Genomic DNA, 19,217 nt, shown 5'->3' with positions numbered 1-19,217 from the left:
TCCTCCTTATTTGACGGTAAGCAGGAGGTTCATGATGAGCGGATTGCCGGAACCGATGATGATCCGGGATGTACCGGAAGAAGACCGCCCTAGAGAGCGTTTGGCTCGTTATGGTGGAGCAGCTTTATCCAATGCTGAGTTAGTGGCGATCCTGTTACGGACGGGCACGGCTGCGGAATCGGTTATTATCTTGGCCCAGCGCTTGCTTGCGACGGGTGGGGGCTTACGTGGCCTTGCAGCAGCAGATCTGCGAGAATTGGTGAAAATCCGTGGCGTGGGCAAGGCGAAGGCGATCCAGGTACTCGCGGGAATCGAGCTGGGTCGGCGTGTCTGCCGAGCCGTTCCTGAGGAACGGATAGCTATCCGTTCTCCCCGGGACGCGGCCGATTTCGTGATGGACGAGCTACGCCACCTCTCCCAAGAACACTTTATCTGTCTGTTTCTCAATACAAAAAATCGGGTAATCGATAAACAGTGTATTTTTGTAGGAACGCTTAATTCATCGGTGGTCCACCCCCGGGAAGTATTTCGGGAAGCAATCCGACGAAGCTCCGCGGGCGTTATCTGTGTGCATAACCATCCCAGTGGAGATCCGACTCCTAGTCGTGAAGACATCCTCGTTACCGAACGTCTGTTTGAAGCAGGCCGCATCGTTGGAATCGAATTGTTGGATCATGTCATCGTCGGAGATCACCGATTTACAAGCATGAAAGAGAAGGGAATTCTTCCTGTCTGATACCATACACGGAATGATCACTTTAAGCAGAAGGGCTGAGACAGCAGATGCGATTTTGGTTTGGGAGTAACGAAAACAACGGGGGAAATGAGACAATTTTTCAGAAATTTGGCGGTTTCACACGAGATATGGGAATCGATCTAGGTACCGCCAATACGTTGGTTTATTTGAAGGGGCAAGGAATCGTCGTCCGTGAACCTTCAGTTGTTGCCCTGGAGACAGGAACTCAGGATATCAAGGCTGTTGGGGAAGAAGCGAAACGAATGATAGGAAGGACACCCGGCAATATCATCGCTATTCGTCCGATGAAAGATGGTGTCATTGCGGATTACAATACCACTGCGACGATGCTGGAGTATTTTCTCAAAAAATCGCAAACCCAACGGGTTTATTTTCCCCGACGCCCAAACGTAATGGTCTGTGTTCCTTCCGGAGTAACGGCTGTCGAAAAACGGGCAGTGGAAGAGGCCACCCGTGCAGCCGGAGCAAAAGAAGCCTATACGATTGAAGAGCCTTTTGCTGCGGCTATCGGTGCTGGATTGCCTGTCTGGGAGCCCACAGGTAGCATGGTGGTGGACATCGGAGGCGGTACGACAGAAGTAGCCGTGATTTCCCTGGGGGGAATCGTCACAGCGAAATCTTTGCGAATCGCCGGGGATGAGATGGACGATGCGATCATTCAATATATTAAGCGGCAGTACAACTTGATGATCGGGGAACGGACGGCTGAAACCCTGAAGCTAGAAGCTGGCTCTGCTAAAGCGGATGGAGATAAGGAGGAACGTCAGATCCGGGGGAGGGATCTGATCAGCGGTCTTCCCAAAACGATCCGGATCACTTCCCGGGAAATTGGCGAAGCCCTTAACGATACGGTCCATTCGATCATCGAGTCCGTTAAGCTCACCTTGGAACAGACTCCCCCGGAATTGGCAGCGGATATCATGGATAGAGGAATTGTCCTCACTGGCGGTGGGGCGCTCCTTCGACACCTTGACCAACGGTTGTCTGAAGAGACGGATATGCCTGTCGTTGTGGCAGATAATGCCCTCGATTGTGTGGCGGTTGGTACGGGGCAATCCTTGGAGAACATCCATCTCTTCACATCAGGGGCTGGTATCACTTCCACTCGGACGGGACGCCGGCCGTGAATAGGGGCGGATGACGCATGTTTTCGAGAATTTTTGCCAACCGTCGGCTGTTCATGTTGCTCCTGTCTGTCATTCTGCTAACTGTAACCGTGGGCATGACTCGAGGGGAGCGGACTTCCCTCACTTGGCCCGAGGCTGTGGTGAAAAACTCAATCGCCTGGCTAAACGGTTTTTTCGCATCTCCGGCCTACGCTGTTTCCAATTGGTTTGAAGAATGGGGAGAGGTAGGGAATCTACGGGCTGAAAACCGAAAGCTGGAAAAACAGGCAGATGGTTATCTGCAGTTGAAATCCCAAGTGGCTACTTTAAAACGGGAAAATCAGCAGCTGAAAAGTATTGTCGGTTATACAGACAAGTACAAAACGAATTGCATCGCCGCCCAGACAGTAGCGCGAAATCCTGATCGGTGGAACGATCGGGTAGTGATCGACCAGGGAACCCAGGACGGTGTAAAGAAGAATATGCCCGTCATCACCCATGAAGGATTGATCGGTCGCGTGAAGGATGCAACCGCCCATATGGCCGATGTCCAATTGCTGACAGACACGGGAAGCGGGCCCGGAATCGCTGCTCATGTGAAAGCGGGGGATAAAGAAGTCTTCGGCTTAATCGAGGGCTATGATACCAAGCATGAACGCCTGCTGCTGAAAAAGATCCCTCCCAAGGCCAAACTGAAAAAAGGGCAGCTGGTGGTTACTTCGAGATTGTCCGACATCTATTCCGGTGATTTGTTGATCGGAACGGTGGATCAGGTGACGACGGGTGAGTTTGGGGTCGACCAAATGGCCTATGTCAAACCAGCCGCCAGTTTCGAACGGCTCAATTATGTGTTGGTGGTTCGTGATCCGGCCAAGTTGAAGCTCAAAGAACACCGACAGGAACTGGATTCTAGGGAAGAAGGTAACGGAGGGGAATAAACGATGGCGGCTTGGATTCTCATCGGGTTCCTCTCCTTTCTTTTTTTGTTGGAAGGAACCGCATTGCAAATGTTTGTGCCTCAAGCTTGGGGCAGCAATTTTGTGTGGATTCCGCAACTGGTGGTTAGTGGCATCATCCTGCTTTCTTTGTATCGGGGCCGAAAAGTCGGACTGATCTACGGTTTGTGTTTTGGATTGCTTCATGACCTCGCTTATGGTCAGGCGGTGGGCGTGTATGCGTTTTCTACTGCCGTAATCGGTTATATAACCGGGCAGGTTTCCCGGCAGTTCCTATCGGGTCCCATTGTTGCCCTTCTCGCAACGGGCCTGGGGCAGGCAACCCATCTGATTCTCACCTACTTGTGGCTACGTATGTTTGACATCACACAGGTGGGGTGGGAGACAGCATTTATCTATCATATCCTTCCCTCTGTCTTTTTTAATTTATTGGCGGCATATCCGGTTTACCGCGGAATCCGGTGGATCTTTCGACGGTTTCACCCCCAGTCGGTTCAACTGTTTGACAAGCGGTAACGGGCGCTCCTGCCATTCAATTGCGTACCGGGGAAGGAAATCGGAGGCTTATGCCGAAAATAGAATTGAGGCGGGGTGACTGTATCATGGGGAAAGTTTTAAAGCCGGGTGTCACGATCAAGGGAACAAAGGACGGACTTCTTTTCCTTTTGGATGACTCACGGCCGTTTTCCGCGCTCTTAAGCGAATTGAAATATAAACTGGATAACGCTTCCAGCCTCTGGGACGGACCCGATACCCGCGTCCATATTAAAATCGGGGACAGGAAAATTACCCGGGAAGAAGAGAAAGAGCTGCGCTGGCTTTTTGCCCCCCGCAAGAACCTGCTCGTTCATTCCATTGAGGCAGCAGGAGGAAAGCCCTACTTGGTGGATGAGGATCAGGGTATTCAACTGCTGGGTGGGACAGTCCGCTCCGGTCAGGTTTTGGAACACCGGGGAGATCTTCTTTTACTGGGGGATGTTAATCCCGGAGGGACTGTCCGGAGCACGGGAAGCATCTATGTGTTGGGTGCTCTTCGCGGATTGGCCCATGCTGGGGGAGAGGGAGACGAGACAGCCATTATCGCGGCTTCCCTCCTAAGGCCGACTCAGCTCCGCATCTCGGATATCGTTTCCCGACCACCGGATGAGTGGGAGGAAGCGGAAACCTCGGGTATGAATTTCGCCTACCTTCTAGGCGGCCAGATCGCCGTCGATAAAATGCATCATCTCAACCGGATCCGTCCGGACATCGAATGGAAAGAGAATCGTTTCCGCAGTTGAAGCCTGCGGGTGTCCGGGAGGGGGGATAGAGTTGGGTGAATCCATTGTCATCACATCTGGCAAGGGTGGTGTGGGAAAATCGACCACTTCGGCCAATATCGGCACGGCTTTGGCGTTATTAGGCAAAAAAGTGGTCTTGCTTGATACCGACATCGGTCTCCGTAACCTGGATGTTTTAATGGGTCTAGAGAACCGGATCGTCTACGACATCATCGATGTCGTAGAAAAGAAATGCCGGATCAAACAAGCCTTGATCAAAGATAAACGTTGTGAGGAACTTTATCTGTTGCCGGCGGCACAAACCAAAGATAAATCATCGATCTCCTCGGAACAGCTTCGTTGGTTAGTCGCCGAATTGAAGGAAACCTTCGATTATGTCATGATTGACTGCCCCGCTGGGATCGAGATGGGATTTAAAAATGCCGTTTCCGGGGCTGATCGAGCGATTGTTGTCACCACGCCGGAAACGGCGGCCATTCGCGACGCCGACCGGGTTATTGGCTTGCTGGAAAAGGAGAGAGCAGGTTCTCCCAGACTGGTCGTGAACCGTTTACGGACCCGGATGGTAAAGGAGGGCGGCATGATGGATGTAGATGAAGTGGTGTCCGTCCTTGCCGTCGATTTATTGGGTGTGGTACCCGATGATGAAGAAGTGATTCGCGCTGGTAACCAGGGAGAGCCTGTTGTTTTACATAATCACCATTTGGCTGCTAAGGCATACCGTAACATCGCCCGTCGCATCCAGGGGGAAACTGTTCCGCTACTGGTGTTAGACAAGGAGCGGAAGTTCATGACCCGAATGAAAAGGTGGTTGGGGTTTGCTTAGGACACAAAACGAGCCGATCCGCGGTTCGTTGAATATGGCATGTTCCGGTGGGGGCCTTCCCTGCCGGTTTTTTCTATTGTTATCCTGAATTTGGTGCCTGTTTTCGGGGGATGTCCTGTCCATACTGTAATCAAAGGAGGGAACATCATGCCGAAAGATGTTTTGTGCGAAGTGGATACCTGTACGTATTGGGGGAAAGGAAATCACTGCCAGGCAGATGCCATCTACGTTGTTGGTCATACTGAGGAACCCCATGAATCTGAAGAAACCGATTGCAAAACCTTTAAACCCAAACATTGATTTTGAAGCATGTCTCCTCAGCCGTCGGGGAGGCATTTTTCTGTTTAACCATTCAGTGCAGAAACACCCAGTCATACCTGAATCAGACAAGTCATAGACTTGTACAAACACCAAGCGAGGTTGGTGACTTGGGATGCGGGAGTGGAATCAGGGCGTGCAGAAGCGACGCGTGGAACGTATGCGAAAGATCCGAGAGGGGAAGCCTTTCCCTGATTACCGTCAACAGTGGGGTACACCCGTCTGGAAAAAGGAAACGTTAGAAGACAGGGACGAGCTTCCTTGGAATCGACCGCAATGGATGGAAAGGGAAAGGAAAAAAAAGCGGGAAGGGCGTTTCCTCCTGCAAACCTTCGCTGCTTTTCTCCTTCTTACTGGTACGTATTTGGTCTTCCAGTCCCAGGTTCCAGCTGGACGGGAAGTGCAAACCTTCATTTCTCAAGTGATGGAGCGCGACTATAATTTTGCTGGTGTGGCAAAGTGGTATAAGCAGAATATTGATGGTTCACCAACCATCCTGCCTGCCTTTCAGGGAAATAAGATCAAAGAAGAGGAGAAGCAGGCGACATGGGTGGCGCCGGTCAAAGGGAAAGTGATGGCGGGCTTCAGCAAGGAAGGGCGGGGCATCGTATTGCGGACTGCTAAAGGGGCTCCGGTGGTAGCTTCCTCGGAAGGATGGGTCGTCAAGGCAGGAACAGAGGAAGGGCTGGGCCAAACGGTGGTGATCCGTCACGCGAACGGTCTGGAAACTTGGTATGGTTGGATGGGAAAGGTGCAAATAAAGGAAAAAGAATGGGTGAAGCCGAGGCAACTTCTCGGGGAAGCAGGCGATAGAGAAGGGGACCCGCTTTTTTTCTTCGCGGTTAAACAGAAGGGAGCGTTTGTGGATCCGGCGGGAGTGGTCCCGTTTGATTAGTCTTCTGCTACAGGGAACGGTGCTGCGTATCCATTTTCTTTTTTGGGTGGTTATCCTCTCGTCGGTGGTGACTGGACAGTTTATGGAGGTGACCACCCTTTTTGTGCTGGTTCTGATCCACGAATTAGGGCACGTAACAGCTGCCCGTTCCTTTGGGTGGCGAATTCATTCCATCGAGCTTCTCCCTTTCGGTGGAGTCGCCCATACGGATGAATGGGGGACCGTTCCTGCCAGGGAGGAAATCGTTGTCGCTCTGGCAGGTCCCTTTCACAATGTGATAATGGTGCTCTTTGGCCTTCTGTTTTACCAGTTCGGCTGGTGGTCTGCCGAATGGACGGAATATTTCGTTAAGGGAAATGCCATGTTGGCTGGGTTCAATCTATTGCCCATCTATCCTCTTGACGGAGGGCGGATCCTTCAGGCACTCCTATCCTATGTATTCCCCTACCGGAGAGCTGTTGTGTGGAGTCTGGGATTCGGTTTTGCCGGGGCGGCTGGGCTTTTTCTCTTTAGCCTGTCGGGAGAGAAAGTGCAAATCAACCTGAGTATAGTCGCGCTCTTCCTTTTCTATTCCAACTGGATCGCCATGAGACAGCGAGATTACCAGTATATGCGATTTCTTATGCACCGTCGAGAGCACAGGGTCCCAGACTCCGCTCCCATCATTCAGTTGCCGGTCCGTCCCGAGGAACCATTGCTCACCGTGCTTAAGCGCTTCCGTAAAGAGGCTTACCATGTGGTGGTGGTGCAAAAACCAAAGGGAGGATGGGCGACGGTGCCGGAGGAAGCAGTTTTTCGCTGTTATTTTGATGAGAAGCGGATTGGAGGTTTAGCCGCCGATCTCATCGCTTAAAAAAGGGTATGATATAATATTCAAAGCAGGCTCTTTTCCGAGAGCCTCATTGACAGCATGGATGGTATGTGGTAAGATTTCCTTTGTGTAATCTGCGCTTGCTCACCCGGAGCAAGGCAGTACCGCACGGATCGGGTTTTGAAAAGGGCGCTGCCCACCCGGTTTCGGCGAGTCTTCACACAGGAGGTGGATCCGGGATGTACGCATTGATTGAAACCGGCGGCAAGCAATATCGCGTAGAGGAAGGGAAAGCAATCTACGTGGAAAAACTGTCCGCCGCAGAAGGCGAAACCGTTACCTTTGAAAAGGTATTGCTTGTCGGGAAGGAAGACGGAACCAGCGTCGGCACCCCGTTGATCGATGGTGCGAAAGTGACCGGCAAAGTGGATAAACAAGGCAAAGGTAAAAAGGTGACCGTGTTCAAGTACAAACCGAAAAAGAACTACAAACGGAAGCAAGGGCATCGTCAGCCTTTCACCAAAGTGGTCATCGATAAAATCGAAGGCTGAGACCTTTTCGATATGATTCAAGTGACCCTTTACCGGGATTATCAGCGGAAGTTGCAGCGACTGGTCGTAAAAGGCCATGCCGAATTCGGTGAATATGGTAAGGATATCGTTTGTGCAGCGGTATCTGGGATTACGATCGGATTAACCAATGCTTCCGAAACTTTGCTCGGGGTTCGGGTTCACCGAGAGGTGGATCCAGAGGCCGGTGGCTTGTTGGACTGCCGCGTTCCTCAGGGCCTGACACCGGACGTGGAAGCACGGGTTCGGTTGCTCCTGGAGGCGATGGCGGCCTCTTTGCAGTCTGTTGCTGATGAATACGGATCGTATGTGACAATCACGGAAGACTCCCATTAAAAGGAGGTGGACACCATGCTGAAAATGAACCTGCAGTTTTTCGCTCAGAAAAAAGGGGTTGGCTCCACCAAGAACGGTCGCGACAGCATCGCGAAACGCCTCGGCGTTAAGCGCGGTGATGGCCAATCGGTGAACGCCGGCAGCATCTTGGTCCGTCAGCGCGGAACCAAGATCTACCCGGGGATCGGTGTGGGTCGCGGCGGCGATGATACGCTTTTCGCCAAAGTGGACGGTGTTGTCAAATTTGAACGTCTGGGTCGCGATAAAAAACGCGTCAGCGTTTACGCCAAAGCCGCTGAAGAAGCGGTCCAAGCCCAGGCTTAACTTGAAGAGGCCTCGGCCATTTCGGCCGGGGTTTTTTTGTGGCCAAAAATCCATTAGAATGAAGAGACACGGAGGTTTGAACGGGATGGGGGGCGGTTGAAGATGAAGGAGGAGAGCTTAGGCCGATTGACAGATGCGGCGTGGGTCTGGTTTCTGATTCTCCTGATGGCAGTGCAACCCTGGGGATGGGCGGTAGGCATTCCTTTGGGAATCTTCACCGTTCTGGGCGTCTTGCGGTTCCTTCATCGGGAAAGGATGAGAGAGGAGCGATTTTGGCGCATGAAGAATGCTCAAACCTCTCTTGAACTAATGAGTCGCCAACGGCATGATTGGTTGAACCATGTGCAGGTCATCATGGGTTATCTCGGGATGAAACGGCAAGAACGGATCCTCCCTTATCTGCGGGAGCTGACAGATCGGGCTCGTGAAGAACGGGAAGCCGCCCGGGTAGGCTACCCTCCTTTGGCTTTGGCTCTGTCCACCCTGAACCAGCGCATCCCCGAATGGCGTTGGTTCGTTGAAACGGGAGAAGAAATGAAGGAGATTGATCCCGAATGGGGAGACCGGCTCTGTGAAGCCCTGGACCGAACAACTGCATGGCTGAGGAAGCAGGGAAGAGGCATGGAGGAGCCGGAGGAGGTTTGGCTCCGTGTGGAAAAGACGGATTCAGATTGGCAGATTACCATCCACCCGGATTTTCCCCCTGAGTTGAAAGTAGAACCGAGTGAGTGGACGAACCTGAGGGATACTATCCGGGAACGGGGTGGAGCCCTGGAGCGGGAGGAAGCAGCCGGCGGGTTTACCCTTCGGTTCGCGGCTTGAGGGATTGATCATGCTTACATATTTGGAGGCGGTGGGGAGAACATGTTTGTCGATAAGGTAAAAATCTATGTAAAGGGCGGCGACGGCGGGAACGGGATGGTCGCCTTCCGCCGGGAAAAGTACGAGCCCAATGGGGGACCTGCCGGGGGTGACGGGGGGCGCGGGGGGGATGTGGTGTTCCGAGTGGAAGAAGGGCTCCGCACACTGATGGATTTCCGTTACCAGAAACATTTTAAAGCCCAGCGGGGGGAGCATGGTCGTTCCAAGAACCAACATGGGAAATCGATGGAACCGATGATCATCCGTGTACCGCCAGGAACGGTGGTAACCGATGCCGACTCCGGGGAACGGATTGCCGACTTGATTCGCCATGGAGATGAAGCGACAGTGGCTCGCGGCGGTCGTGGCGGTCGTGGCAACGTCCGTTTTGCAACCGCCAAAAATCCGGCGCCCTATATAGCGGAAAATGGGGAGCCGGGTGTAGAACGATGGGTGGAGTTGGAGTTGAAGTTATTGGCCGATGTAGGGTTGGTCGGCTATCCAAGTGTTGGAAAGTCCACCCTGCTCTCTGTTGTGACTGCCGCCAAGCCGAAAATCGGGGCTTATCACTTCACGACAATCGCTCCCAACCTGGGAGTAGTCGAAGTAGGGGACGGGCGTAGCTTCGTGATGGCGGACTTGCCGGGTTTGATTGAAGGTGCCCATGAAGGAGTAGGTCTCGGCCACCAGTTCCTGCGCCATGTAGAACGGACCAAGGTATTGGTTCATGTGGTGGACATGGCGGGTTCCGAGGGACGCGATCCTTACGAGGATTGGAAGCAGATTAATGAGGAGCTAAAACAGTACCGGGAAAGCTTGTCCAAACGACCGCAAATCGTGGCCGCGAACAAGATGGATTTGCCCGAAGCGGAAGTAAACTTGGAAATCTTTCGCGAGACTGTCGGGGAACAGGTGCCGGTCTATCCGATCTCTTCTGCTACCGGCCAAGGGGTTAGAGAATTGTTGTTTGCGGTGGCTGATCAACTGGATCAAATGCCTGTCGAAACGGATCCTGAGATGGAAGAAGTTGCAGAACCCAAGGTTTATCGGATGGAAGAGCCGGAAGTGCCCTTCCTTGTCAAAAAAGATAATGAAGTGTTTGTAGTAGAAGGTGCCCGGGTGGAGAAATTGGTCAAAATGACCAACTTCAACTATGACGAGTCGGTTCGCCGATTTGCTCACATATTAAAGGAAATGGGTGTGGATGATGCCCTGCGAGCCCGTGGAGCGCAAGAAGGCGATACCGTCCGGATTGGCACAATGGAATTCGATTTCACGTTTTAAACCGAAAGGTTGATCGAATATGACATATCTCTGGGGACTCGGCGGGATGCTGGTTGTCCTATTGATCGCCTTTTTATGTTCAACAAACAAACGGGCGGTCAATTTCCGAACGATTGTTGGTGGGTTAGCGATCCAATTGGTTTTTGCCTTCATCGTGTTGAAATGGGAGGCAGGTAAAGCTGGGCTCGATTGGTTTAGCCGGCGGGTTCAAGGGCTGATCAATTACGCCAATGAGGGGATCACCTTTTTGTTCGGCGGTCTTTTAAAGGGGCAGGAAGGTCCGATCTTCGCTCTCCAAGTTTTGCCGATCATCATTTTTATTTCCTCGGTTATTTCTGTCCTGTATTATCTGGGAATTATGCAATGGGTCATTCGTCTTCTAGGAGGTAGCATCTCGAAGCTTCTCGGGACAAGCAAAGCGGAATCTCTGTCAGCGACAGCTAATATTTTTGTTGGACAGACGGAAGCTCCCCTGATGGTAAAACCTTATATTTCAAAAATGACCTCTTCTGAGATCTTTGCTGTTATGACCGGTGGATTTGCTTCGGTTGCTGGCTCCGTTCTTGTCGGGTATTCTCTTTTAGGAATCCCTCTCTCCTATCTGTTAGCGGCCAGTTTCATGGCAGCACCGGCCGGTCTGGTCATCGCGAAATTGATGGTACCGGAGACGGAAAAACCGATCACAGATCCGGAAGACGACATCAAAACGGGTGAAGAAACGGAACATGTCAACGTCATTGACGCAGCCGCCGGCGGGGCCATTGACGGCCTTCGTCTCGCGGTGAACATCGCTGCTCTCTTATTGGCTTTTATTGCTCTGATTGCTCTGTTGAATGGAATTCTGGGAGGAATCGGAGGGCTTTTCGGCTATTCAGACCTTAGCATGGAACTGATCTTGGGTTATCTATTCTCTCCCCTGGCTTTCGTCATCGGAGTCCCCTGGACCGAGGCTGTGCAGGCGGGAAACTTCATCGGCCAGAAAATTGTCCTCAACGAGTTTGTTGCCTACTCTAATTTTGCCCCCCAACTGGATACCCTCGGCACGAAAACCGTGGCGATCGTTACATTTGCTTTGTGCGGGTTTGCCAATCTATCCAGCATTGCTATCCAATTGGGAGGATTGGGCGGGATGGCTCCAGAGCGCCGGGGAGAAATTGCCCGCTTTGGGCTCCGCGCCGTCCTGGGAGGTACCTTGGCGTCCCTTCTCAGTGCGTCCATAGCAGGAATGTTGATCTAACCCTCGACAACTTTTTTCCGTCCCAATAGGGGCGGTTTCCTTTTCCGCCCTATTTACTGAATATTTAAAATATAAATCCCGGGGGTTGAGCCTCCAGAGATTAACAAAAGATTAATATGACTGTGATTTAATAGCAACGGATGAGTTTTTCCCCCTTTTGTGGGCGAAATCGCTGGATAATAGTTATTAAGGATTGGTGATTTTTCTTCCCTATCCATTTAATATAAAAAGGTCAAAGGAATTTGGTTATCAGGAATTAATTTGTATCCAGGAGATGGCGTGCATGCTGTTCATTTCTTTACTGTTGGCGGGCCTGGTTTTCATGGGGGTGCTTGAGTGGCGCCGTCACCGGAAAGCCATCAGCTCGATCCCGCTGCGAATCAACATTAACGGGATCAGAGGTAAATCGACGGTCACCCGCCTGATTACAGGAATCATGATGGAGGCCGGCATGCGAACGGTGGGGAAGACCACCGGAACACAGGCTCGAATGATCTATTGGTATAAAGACCAGGAGGAGCCGATCGTTCGTCGTCCGGAAGGACCCAATATCCGTGAGCAAAAAGAGGTGGTGGCTAAGGCTGCCCGCCTGAATGCCGAATGTCTAGTCAGCGAGTGTATGGCTGTCAACCCGGATTATCAAATCATTTTTCAGGAGCGGATGCTTCGAGCTAACGTGGGAGTGATCGTCAATGTACTAGAGGATCACATGGATGTCATGGGCCCTACCCTGGGCGAGGTGGCGGAGGCTTTCACCGCAACCATCCCTTACCGTGGGCATCTGATCCTCAATGAGAGCCCCTATGTTCCTTATTACCGGAAGATCGCCCGTCAACGGAGAACCCGTGTCTATGTCTGTGATACGAGCCGGATCAAAGAAGAATACTTGCGCCGGTTCCGTTACATGGTTTTTCCGGAGAACGCCGCCCTTGCTCTTGCCGTAGCGGAAGCGGTAGGAATTGATGAAGAGACCGCTTTGCAGGGCATGCTGAATGCGCCGCCGGACCCTGGAGCGATGAAAATTCTGCCCGTTGGTGATCCGGCACAACCTGCCTACTTCGCTAACGGATTTGCGGCCAATGATGCCTCGTCTACGTTGAATATCTGGAATCGGATTGTGGAGTTGGGCTATCCCACGGAACAAAAACCCGTGGTCATCATGAATTGCCGTTCAGACCGGGTGGACCGTACAGAGCAGTTTGCAACCGATGTGCTCCCATATATTGAGATGGAGGCGTTGGTGCTGATCGGACAGACAACACAACCGATAGTGGAGGCGTTCCATCTGAGCAGAATTCCGGCCCGGAGGATGTTGAATCTAGAGGGAAAAGAGACGGGGGAGATCTTGAACGATCTGCAACCTCTCTTTCAAAACAGAGTGATCTACGGGGTGGGTAACATTCACGGTGCAGCCGAACCCCTATGCAAAACACTGGAGAAAATGAAACAGCAACCGGTTTCCCACGTCAGCTGAGCGTTGGAATCCATGGGGGGAAAAGGGATTGTTTGGGTCGGATTTATATATATCTCTCGTCGTAGGGGTGGTCTTAAGTCTTCTGTACGCAGAAAAGACCGGGGTAGTCCCGGCGGGCTTAGTGGTACCCGGTTATCTCGGACTGGTTTTCGACCAGCCGTTGTTCATCCTGGTGGTACTCACGCTCAGCTTTCTTACATATTTGATTGTCACTCAAGGTGTCGCCCGGTATACCATCCTTTATGGTCGAAGGAAATTTGCCGCCATGCTATGCACGGGTATTATGTTGAAGCTACTTTTCGACTATTTTTACCCGGTAGTCCCCTTTGAAATTTTTGAATTTCGGGGCATTGGGGTTATCGTTCCTGGTTTGATTGCCAACACGATTCAGAAACAGGGGTTGCTCCCGACAGTCGGTAGCACGATGTTGCTGTCGGGGCTGACATTCCTAACCATGTTTGCCTACTATCTGTTCTAAGCGGGGATTGGGATGAAAAAGTTGAACCTGCAACAGAAAATGCTCTTGAACACGAAGCGGCATAAAAAGAAAGCGCCTTTGCACACGGCAATCGCTTTTGGGATCTCTTTTGCCTTGCTCGTGAGTATTCCTCTCCTGGATGGCGGGAAACCGGTAACTGCCGACTCTAATAACCTGGATGAGGTTCTGACGATGACGATGGTGGGAGATATGATGCTCGGGCGCCATGTGGAAAAGGTAGCGGAACGGAAAGGATCCGACTCCCTTTTTCGGTATGTGAAACCGCTTTTGAAGGAATCCGATTTGGTGACGGGAAATTTCGAATCTCCCATCCTGCTGGGTGACCCGGAGAAGTATCCCCCATTTGATAAGGCGATTCGTCTTAATGCCGGTCAGGAATCAGCTGTCGCCCTAAAAAAGGCGGGGTTTACCTCTGTGAATTTGGCTAATAATCACATGATGGATTACGGCGGCCCGGGGGTATCGGACACCAAAAAGGCCTTCGAACAAGCGCGGTTGGAAACCGTTGGGGCAGGGCGGGATCGATACAACGCCAAGCAGATCTTGTACCAGGAAGTAAACGGCCTCAAAGTAGCTACCATGGGAATGACGGATGTTTATCAGTCCGGCTTTCCAGCGAGGCAGGGAACCCCCGGGATTTTGCCCGCCAGTCCGAAAACAGTTCTTCCCCTGGTTCGGAGTGCCGAAAAGAGCGCGGCTTTGGTCGTTGTCCACATTCATTGGGGAGTGGAGTACGATAACAATGTTCATCCACGGCAACGGGATTTGGGGAGAGCTCTGGTGGACGCCGGTGCCGATATTGTGGTGGGTCATCACCCCCATGTACTGGAACCGGTGGAGATTTATAAGAACGGCATCATTCTCAACAGCACAGGCAATTTTATCTTTGATCAGGGTTGGTCCCGTACGCGAGAAACCGCCCTTTTTCGGTACCGTCTTGCCAAGAACGGAACGGCTAAACTGGAAGTGATCCCGATGTGGATCAGTGAAGGGCATCCACGTCCACTGGCGGGCCTCCGAAATCTGTACCGGCGAGAAAAAATCTATCTTCAGCTGACGGAAGGCTGGATTTACAGTAAGGCCTGGAAAAAGGAATGGAAGCGGGAAGGGGATAAGCTCGTTCGTGAGTTAGATCATTCCCGTATCCTAAAGCACCAAGAAAACCGACAGAAAACCGGTGGACCGGGCCAATCACTGGAGAACAACCAAGCACCCCCGGGCTCCGTGTTGCGGCCCGCCCAGTCAGAGACCGGGAGGAGAGCATCTGCGACTGGTTCGGAACCGGTTCAGGGGAGGTGAAGCATATGTCTACCCGAACACTGAATGGGGTCTTAGCGGTGATTGTGGTATTGGGTATGGCAGGGTTCTATTGGCACCAATCCCGAGGAAGCACCGATTCCTTGGACCGCCTCTACCGAACTAGCTTGGGGTTCGGAGGCAAGGAACCATCCTTTGGGGTGGCCTCTGCCCATCCGCTAGCGACAGAGGTCGGAATGGATGTTCTCCATAACGGAGGCAACGCTGTCGACGCGGCGATTGCGGTCTCTTATGCATTGGGTGTGGTGGAACCCCATGGTTCCGGGATCGGGGGAGGCGGCACGATGATGGTCTACCCTGGGGCTGGGAAGGAACCGACAGTCTATGATTACCGGGAGATCTCATCCTACAGTGGCCAGACTTCCCCTCTCGCCATCGGGGTTCCTGGTTTTGTCAAGGGAATGGAAGCGGTGCATAAGGACTTTGGCACCCGGAAGATGGCGGAGTTGATCGAGCCCTCGGTTCGCCTCGCCTCTGATGGATATTCCTTGACGGCCTTGGACGAGTCCAGGTTGGAGAATACCCAGTTCCGCATGCCGGTCCGGGAACTGCCCCACATGTATCCAAAGGGGCAGCCCCTCAAGCGGGGGGATATCTTGCGTCAACAGGAATTGGCCCAGATATTGGAATTGATTCAGCAGGAGGGAGCCGACGGCTTCTACCGGGGATCGATCGCCAAGGAGTTGGTACGGAAAGCACCCTCCATCACCCTAGATGACCTTGCCCGCTATCGGGTTCTCAAGAAGAAACCGGTCAAGGGGAGATTTGCCGGGTATGATGTCTACGCTCCCCCCGCTCCCTCGGGAGGGATCATGATGATTCAATTTCTGCAGGTGGCCGAGGCGCTCAAGGTGGAGGAGACCAAAGGAAAGCCGTCTGACTTTGTTCATCTGAGCAGTGAAATCTACAAGTGCACTTACAAGGATCGTCTGTACAAGGTAGGGGATCCTGCATTCGTCCAAGTTCCGGAGGAAGAGATGATCTCCAAGCAACATACCCTGAAATTGACCAAGGAGGTTTCACGTAATCAACTCTCCAAGGAACAGAAGCTGGAACTGGACTCTGCGGCAGATCAGGAAGACCATGATAATACGACCCACTTTGTTGTGGTGGACCGGGACGGGATGATGGTTTCAGCTACCAACACCGTGAGCGGTTACTATGGTTCCGGGGTCTATGTAAAGGGGTTCTTCCTGAATAACCAGCTAAAAAACTTCAGCCTGTCCGCTAATCTGCCAAATCGTTTTCAGCCGGGCAAGCGGCCCTTCAGCTATACGACACCGATGATTCTGATAAAAGACGGCGAGTCGATGATCGGGATCGGTAGCGCAGGAGGCAGAAAGATCACGGAGATGGTGGGACAGGTGTTGATCCGTCATCTCGCATACGGCCAATCCATCGAGGATTCCTTGAAGGGTCCCCGTTCCTATGTAGACCTGGCCAACAATACGGTCGTCAACGAGAAAACATTTCCGCCGAAAGTCTCTCAAACCCTCATGCAAAGAGGATACTCAAAAATTAAGACGGATGATCCCTGGGCTTATGGAAGTGTCCAGACCATCCGGGTTGATCTGAGAAACGGGAAATTGGAGGGGGGAGCCGATCCTCGGCGGGACGGGACCTGGCGGGCGGAACATTGATTGGTTTACTGACGCTGGGGCTTCATCCGTTGAAGGGGGAGTGATAGGGTGAGACGATGGATCAAAAGGTTGTTCCCTGTCTTGTTTTTAGGTGGGATCTTGTTTGCTATGATCGGGTTTCGCCATCTGGATCGGCTGGATGCCAGTGAGGCACGGGTGATCGAGGAATTTCGGGAGCGATGGATGTACGAAGCAGATGGTCCGGCCTTGGCCAAGGCGAAGGAGGTATACCGGGGCGACTGGTCCCTTTCTACCAACGCCCAGGGATATTTTGGCCCGGATTATCAGGCGCATCCTCAGGGAGACGGAAGGAGTACCTTTACCTGGATATTCATGGTGAAACGGCCTGGTACATATAAAGTATTCGTCAATTATGCCGCTGAATTTGATCGAGCCAGCAATGCTCCTTATACCATCGAGTACAATGGGGGGCAGAGGGCTGTCAGACAGGTGGACCAACGTACAGGCGGCGGCAATTGGGTTTCCCTAGGGACCTATACTTACAAGAGGGGAGAAAAGGGAAAAGTTACTCTCTCCAATCAGGCGGACGGGTTTGTCATCGCCGACGCCATCAAGTTGGTTCATAAGGACGACCCCTCCGCCAAACTGATCCTGGATAACCGAAATCCACAAAATGGCTCAACGGTTCCGACCACAGCGAGCGCGCGGTAAAAACGACGAGAGCCGATCTGAAGAACCGATAAAAAAAGAGGCTGGTTTCGGGAGAAAACCAGCCTCTTTTTTTACGTCTACTCGCCTGCAAATCGCTTCCACACCTGATCTACTCCGTTGCCATAGCTCTCTCCGAAAATATTGAGATGGACGAGGAGGTAGAAGAGCTGGTAGAGGGGTTTTCTGTCTTCGAAACCGGGATCGAGCGGCCAAGCTTCCTGGTAAGCGTCATAAAAAGCAGCGGGAAAGCCTCCGAAAAGTTGCGTGAAGGCGAGATCCACTTCGCGGTGGCCATAATAGGTAGCAGGGTCGATCAGGCAGGGGACGCCTTCTTTGTCGATGATCCAATTACCGCCCCATAAATCGCCATGAAGAAGGCTGGGTTGGATTTCGGGATAACCGATCCATTCATCCAACCGATCCATCAATCGGGTTAATCCCCGTTCCCTTGCCGAGGGGAGACGATTTTGCCGACGAGCGCGTTCTATTTGAGGGCGGAGGCGCCGTTCTCGGTAAAAGGTTGTCCATTCTTCCAGATATCCGTTTTTCTGCGGAAGGGTTCCGATAAAATTATCGTGTTCCAAACCAAAAGAGGGAGCCGTCGTGCGGTGGATCTCCGCGAGGCCCCTGCCCAAATCTTCCGCCGCTTGGGGGCTTGGAGTTTGTGGATCGGACTCCAGCCATTCCAGCAAGATCCAGCCGGTTTTATCCTCCTCCGTGATTCCATGGGCAATCACCCGAGGGATTCGGATTTGATCGGAGACATCTAGTTTGGTGAGACCCGCAGCTTCCACCGCAAATAAACCGGCGGGGGCTTTTTTTCGCACTTTAAGAAAGTATCGACCCTCTTCGGTTTCGAGACGAAAGGCATCGCTGATTTCTCCACCGGAAACGGGGTGGGGATGGAGGACAGGGCTTCCGATGGTCTCCTCCACCATCCGTTTTAGCGTGCCTGACAGCATTACTGAACCTCCCGTCGGATCGAACGGACGATTCCCCGGCATGCTTCCTCCAACAGGGTGTATGTTTCGTTAAAATCGCCTGTGAAATAGGGATCGGGTACTTCGGTATAGGGTGTGTCGGAAATGAAATCGACCAATCGGTTGACACGGGATTTTCCGGCAACCCGTTCCAAAGCGCGGACATCGCTGTAATTGCTCTCATCCATCACAATGACATAGTCGAAATCGCTCAGATCTTTGGGTCTGATTTGGCGGGCGAGAATGCCCTCATAAGAGATTCCTTTTTCGGTGAGGAGCTCCCGCGTACCTCGGTGTGGCGGTTGACCGACGTGCCAGTCACCGGTGCCAGCGGAGTCCACTGTCACCTGGTCGTTCAGGCCCTCCTCCTTTAATTGATGACGCAATACCGCTTCCGCCATCGGGGATCGGCAGATATTTCCTAAGCAGACAAACAGGACGGAAACCACGTTATTCGCCTCCTATTTTTATCGTCGAGATCCATCTTACCATAGGCTTCACAAAAAACTCTTGCATTCCTCTCCCGTCCCTTCTATAATGTCCGTTATATACAGACATTTGTTTTTATTAGGAGGACGATCGATTTGAGCCGTCGCGAAGAGTCCTACTACCTGATTCGTTCGGACATGTTGCCCGAGGCGGTGCAAAAGACGGTGGAGGCGAAGGAAATGCTTGCCTCCGGGGAAGTGCAAACCGTTCAGGAGGCGGTGGAACGAACTGGGATCAGCCGCAGTTCGTTTTATAAATACAAGGATGCGGTTTACCCTTTCAATGCCTTGATGAAGGAGAAAATCATCACGGTCTCCATGAGTCTGGAACACCGTTCTGGGGTGTTGTCAGGTATCCTTTCTTATTTGGCAATCCAGCGGGGCAATGTTCTCACCATCAACCAGACGATCCCTTTGCAGGGGGTGGCTGGGGTGACGATGTCTTTGGACACGGCCCAAGTGAATGTAGACACTACAACCTTAGTCGATGGCCTGCAGGATCTGGAAGGTGTCAAACGGGCGGTGATCGTGGCTCGGGGAGAATAAAAACCAGAAAACCTGCTCCCTGTCTGGGAACAAAAGGTTTT

General features: G+C 52.3%; 23 protein-coding genes. 21 read left to right on the top strand and 2 right to left on the bottom strand.

Annotated elements, in window-relative coordinates:
- Window positions 1–34: 34 nt before the first annotated feature.
- From radC to ACFOUO_RS16200, 20 genes are all read left to right on the top strand, one after another.
- On the top strand, window positions 35–736 hold the full coding sequence (radC, locus tag ACFOUO_RS16295) for a RadC family protein (RefSeq protein WP_380706191.1): 702 nt from the start codon (window positions 35–37) through the stop codon (window positions 734–736).
- 47 nt (window positions 737–783) lie between these two features.
- Entirely contained in the window at window positions 784–1,884 is a 1,101-nt protein-coding gene (locus tag ACFOUO_RS16290; protein WP_380706190.1) for a rod shape-determining protein, read from the top strand.
- A gap of 17 nt (window positions 1,885–1,901) precedes the next feature.
- Window positions 1,902–2,801 (top strand): rod shape-determining protein MreC, encoded by a 900-nt coding sequence (mreC, locus tag ACFOUO_RS16285; protein WP_380706189.1) that lies wholly within the window; start codon window positions 1,902–1,904, stop codon window positions 2,799–2,801.
- A 3-nt stretch (window positions 2,802–2,804) separates the two neighbouring features.
- Complete coding sequence (mreD, locus tag ACFOUO_RS16280) at window positions 2,805–3,335, top strand: rod shape-determining protein MreD (protein WP_380706188.1); 531 nt, start codon at window positions 2,805–2,807, stop codon at window positions 3,333–3,335.
- A gap of 86 nt (window positions 3,336–3,421) precedes the next feature.
- Window positions 3,422–4,099 (top strand): septum site-determining protein MinC, encoded by a 678-nt coding sequence (gene minC, locus ACFOUO_RS16275; RefSeq protein WP_380706187.1) that lies wholly within the window; start codon window positions 3,422–3,424, stop codon window positions 4,097–4,099.
- A gap of 31 nt (window positions 4,100–4,130) precedes the next feature.
- Window positions 4,131–4,925 carry a septum site-determining protein MinD gene (gene minD / locus ACFOUO_RS16270; protein WP_380706186.1) on the top strand — a complete coding sequence of 265 codons (795 nt, stop codon included), beginning with the start codon at window positions 4,131–4,133 and terminating at the stop codon, window positions 4,923–4,925.
- Between the two features lie 147 nt (window positions 4,926–5,072).
- Window positions 5,073–5,225 carry a DUF1540 domain-containing protein gene (locus ACFOUO_RS16265; RefSeq protein WP_380706185.1) on the top strand — a complete coding sequence of 51 codons (153 nt, stop codon included), beginning with the start codon at window positions 5,073–5,075 and terminating at the stop codon, window positions 5,223–5,225.
- Between the two features lie 154 nt (window positions 5,226–5,379).
- The gene (locus tag ACFOUO_RS16260) at window positions 5,380–6,138 is read left to right on the top strand and encodes a peptidoglycan DD-metalloendopeptidase family protein (RefSeq protein WP_380706184.1); all 759 of its coding nucleotides are present in this window, start codon (window positions 5,380–5,382) and stop codon (window positions 6,136–6,138) included.
- Window positions 6,131–6,991: a M50 family metallopeptidase gene (locus tag ACFOUO_RS16255; RefSeq protein WP_380706183.1), complete on the top strand. Its 861-nt coding sequence runs from the start codon at window positions 6,131–6,133 to the stop codon at window positions 6,989–6,991. Before ACFOUO_RS16260 ends, ACFOUO_RS16255 begins: the two co-directional genes overlap by 8 nt.
- Before the next feature lie 197 nt (window positions 6,992–7,188).
- Window positions 7,189–7,500: a 50S ribosomal protein L21 gene (gene rplU, locus ACFOUO_RS16250; RefSeq protein ID WP_380706182.1), complete on the top strand. Its 312-nt coding sequence runs from the start codon at window positions 7,189–7,191 to the stop codon at window positions 7,498–7,500.
- Between the two features lie 12 nt (window positions 7,501–7,512).
- Window positions 7,513–7,854 (top strand): ribosomal-processing cysteine protease Prp, encoded by a 342-nt coding sequence (locus ACFOUO_RS16245; RefSeq protein ID WP_380706181.1) that lies wholly within the window; start codon window positions 7,513–7,515, stop codon window positions 7,852–7,854.
- Window positions 7,855–7,869: 15 nt separating this feature from the next.
- The gene (gene rpmA, locus ACFOUO_RS16240; protein ID WP_380706180.1) at window positions 7,870–8,178 is read left to right on the top strand and encodes a 50S ribosomal protein L27; all 309 of its coding nucleotides are present in this window, start codon (window positions 7,870–7,872) and stop codon (window positions 8,176–8,178) included.
- 102 nt (window positions 8,179–8,280) lie between these two features.
- Window positions 8,281–9,000 carry a Spo0B domain-containing protein gene (locus ACFOUO_RS16235; protein ID WP_380706179.1) on the top strand — a complete coding sequence of 240 codons (720 nt, stop codon included), beginning with the start codon at window positions 8,281–8,283 and terminating at the stop codon, window positions 8,998–9,000.
- A gap of 42 nt (window positions 9,001–9,042) precedes the next feature.
- Window positions 9,043–10,323, top strand: a complete 1,281-nt coding sequence (gene obgE, locus ACFOUO_RS16230; protein WP_380706178.1) for a GTPase ObgE — start codon at window positions 9,043–9,045, stop codon at window positions 10,321–10,323.
- 19 nt (window positions 10,324–10,342) lie between these two features.
- A complete protein-coding gene (locus ACFOUO_RS16225; RefSeq protein WP_380706177.1) occupies window positions 10,343–11,560 on the top strand; it encodes a NupC/NupG family nucleoside CNT transporter in 1,218 nt (405 codons plus the stop codon).
- Between the two features lie 283 nt (window positions 11,561–11,843).
- Window positions 11,844–13,034, top strand: coding sequence for a poly-gamma-glutamate synthase PgsB (gene pgsB / locus ACFOUO_RS16220; protein ID WP_380706176.1), 1,191 nt, complete (start codon window positions 11,844–11,846; stop codon window positions 13,032–13,034).
- Between the two features lie 28 nt (window positions 13,035–13,062).
- Window positions 13,063–13,512, top strand: a complete 450-nt coding sequence (gene pgsC / locus ACFOUO_RS16215; RefSeq protein WP_380706175.1) for a poly-gamma-glutamate biosynthesis protein PgsC — start codon at window positions 13,063–13,065, stop codon at window positions 13,510–13,512.
- A gap of 12 nt (window positions 13,513–13,524) precedes the next feature.
- Window positions 13,525–14,832, top strand: coding sequence for a CapA family protein (locus ACFOUO_RS16210; RefSeq protein WP_380706174.1), 1,308 nt, complete (start codon window positions 13,525–13,527; stop codon window positions 14,830–14,832).
- 5 nt (window positions 14,833–14,837) lie between these two features.
- The gene (gene ggt / locus ACFOUO_RS16205) at window positions 14,838–16,490 is read left to right on the top strand and encodes a gamma-glutamyltransferase (protein WP_380706173.1); all 1,653 of its coding nucleotides are present in this window, start codon (window positions 14,838–14,840) and stop codon (window positions 16,488–16,490) included.
- Window positions 16,491–16,538: 48 nt separating this feature from the next.
- On the top strand, window positions 16,539–17,162 hold the full coding sequence (locus ACFOUO_RS16200) for a golvesin C-terminal-like domain-containing protein (protein ID WP_380706172.1): 624 nt from the start codon (window positions 16,539–16,541) through the stop codon (window positions 17,160–17,162).
- Window positions 17,163–17,239: 77 nt separating this feature from the next.
- On the opposite strand, the gene ACFOUO_RS16195 is transcribed toward ACFOUO_RS16200, so the two are convergent.
- Together ACFOUO_RS16195 and ACFOUO_RS16190 are read right to left on the bottom strand one after the other, a co-directional pair.
- Entirely contained in the window at window positions 17,240–18,124 is an 885-nt protein-coding gene (locus tag ACFOUO_RS16195; RefSeq protein ID WP_380706171.1) for a fructosamine kinase family protein, read from the bottom strand.
- A complete protein-coding gene (locus tag ACFOUO_RS16190) occupies window positions 18,124–18,591 on the bottom strand; it encodes a low molecular weight protein-tyrosine-phosphatase (protein ID WP_380706170.1) in 468 nt (155 codons plus the stop codon). Before ACFOUO_RS16190 ends, ACFOUO_RS16195 begins: the two co-directional genes overlap by 1 nt.
- 135 nt (window positions 18,592–18,726) lie before the next feature.
- On the opposite strand from ACFOUO_RS16190, the gene ACFOUO_RS16185 reads away from it, so the two are divergent.
- Window positions 18,727–19,176, top strand: coding sequence for an ACT domain-containing protein (locus ACFOUO_RS16185; protein WP_380706169.1), 450 nt, complete (start codon window positions 18,727–18,729; stop codon window positions 19,174–19,176).
- The last annotated feature ends 41 nt before the right edge of the window (window positions 19,177–19,217 follow it).

The sequence above is a fragment of the Salinithrix halophila genome (assembly GCF_042650125.1).
In the GTDB taxonomy this organism is placed as follows: Bacteria; Bacillota; Bacilli; order Thermoactinomycetales; family DSM-45169; genus Salinithrix; species Salinithrix halophila.
The sequence above is the reverse complement of the archived record's forward strand: the minus strand, read 5'-3'. Positions and strand labels throughout refer to the sequence as shown.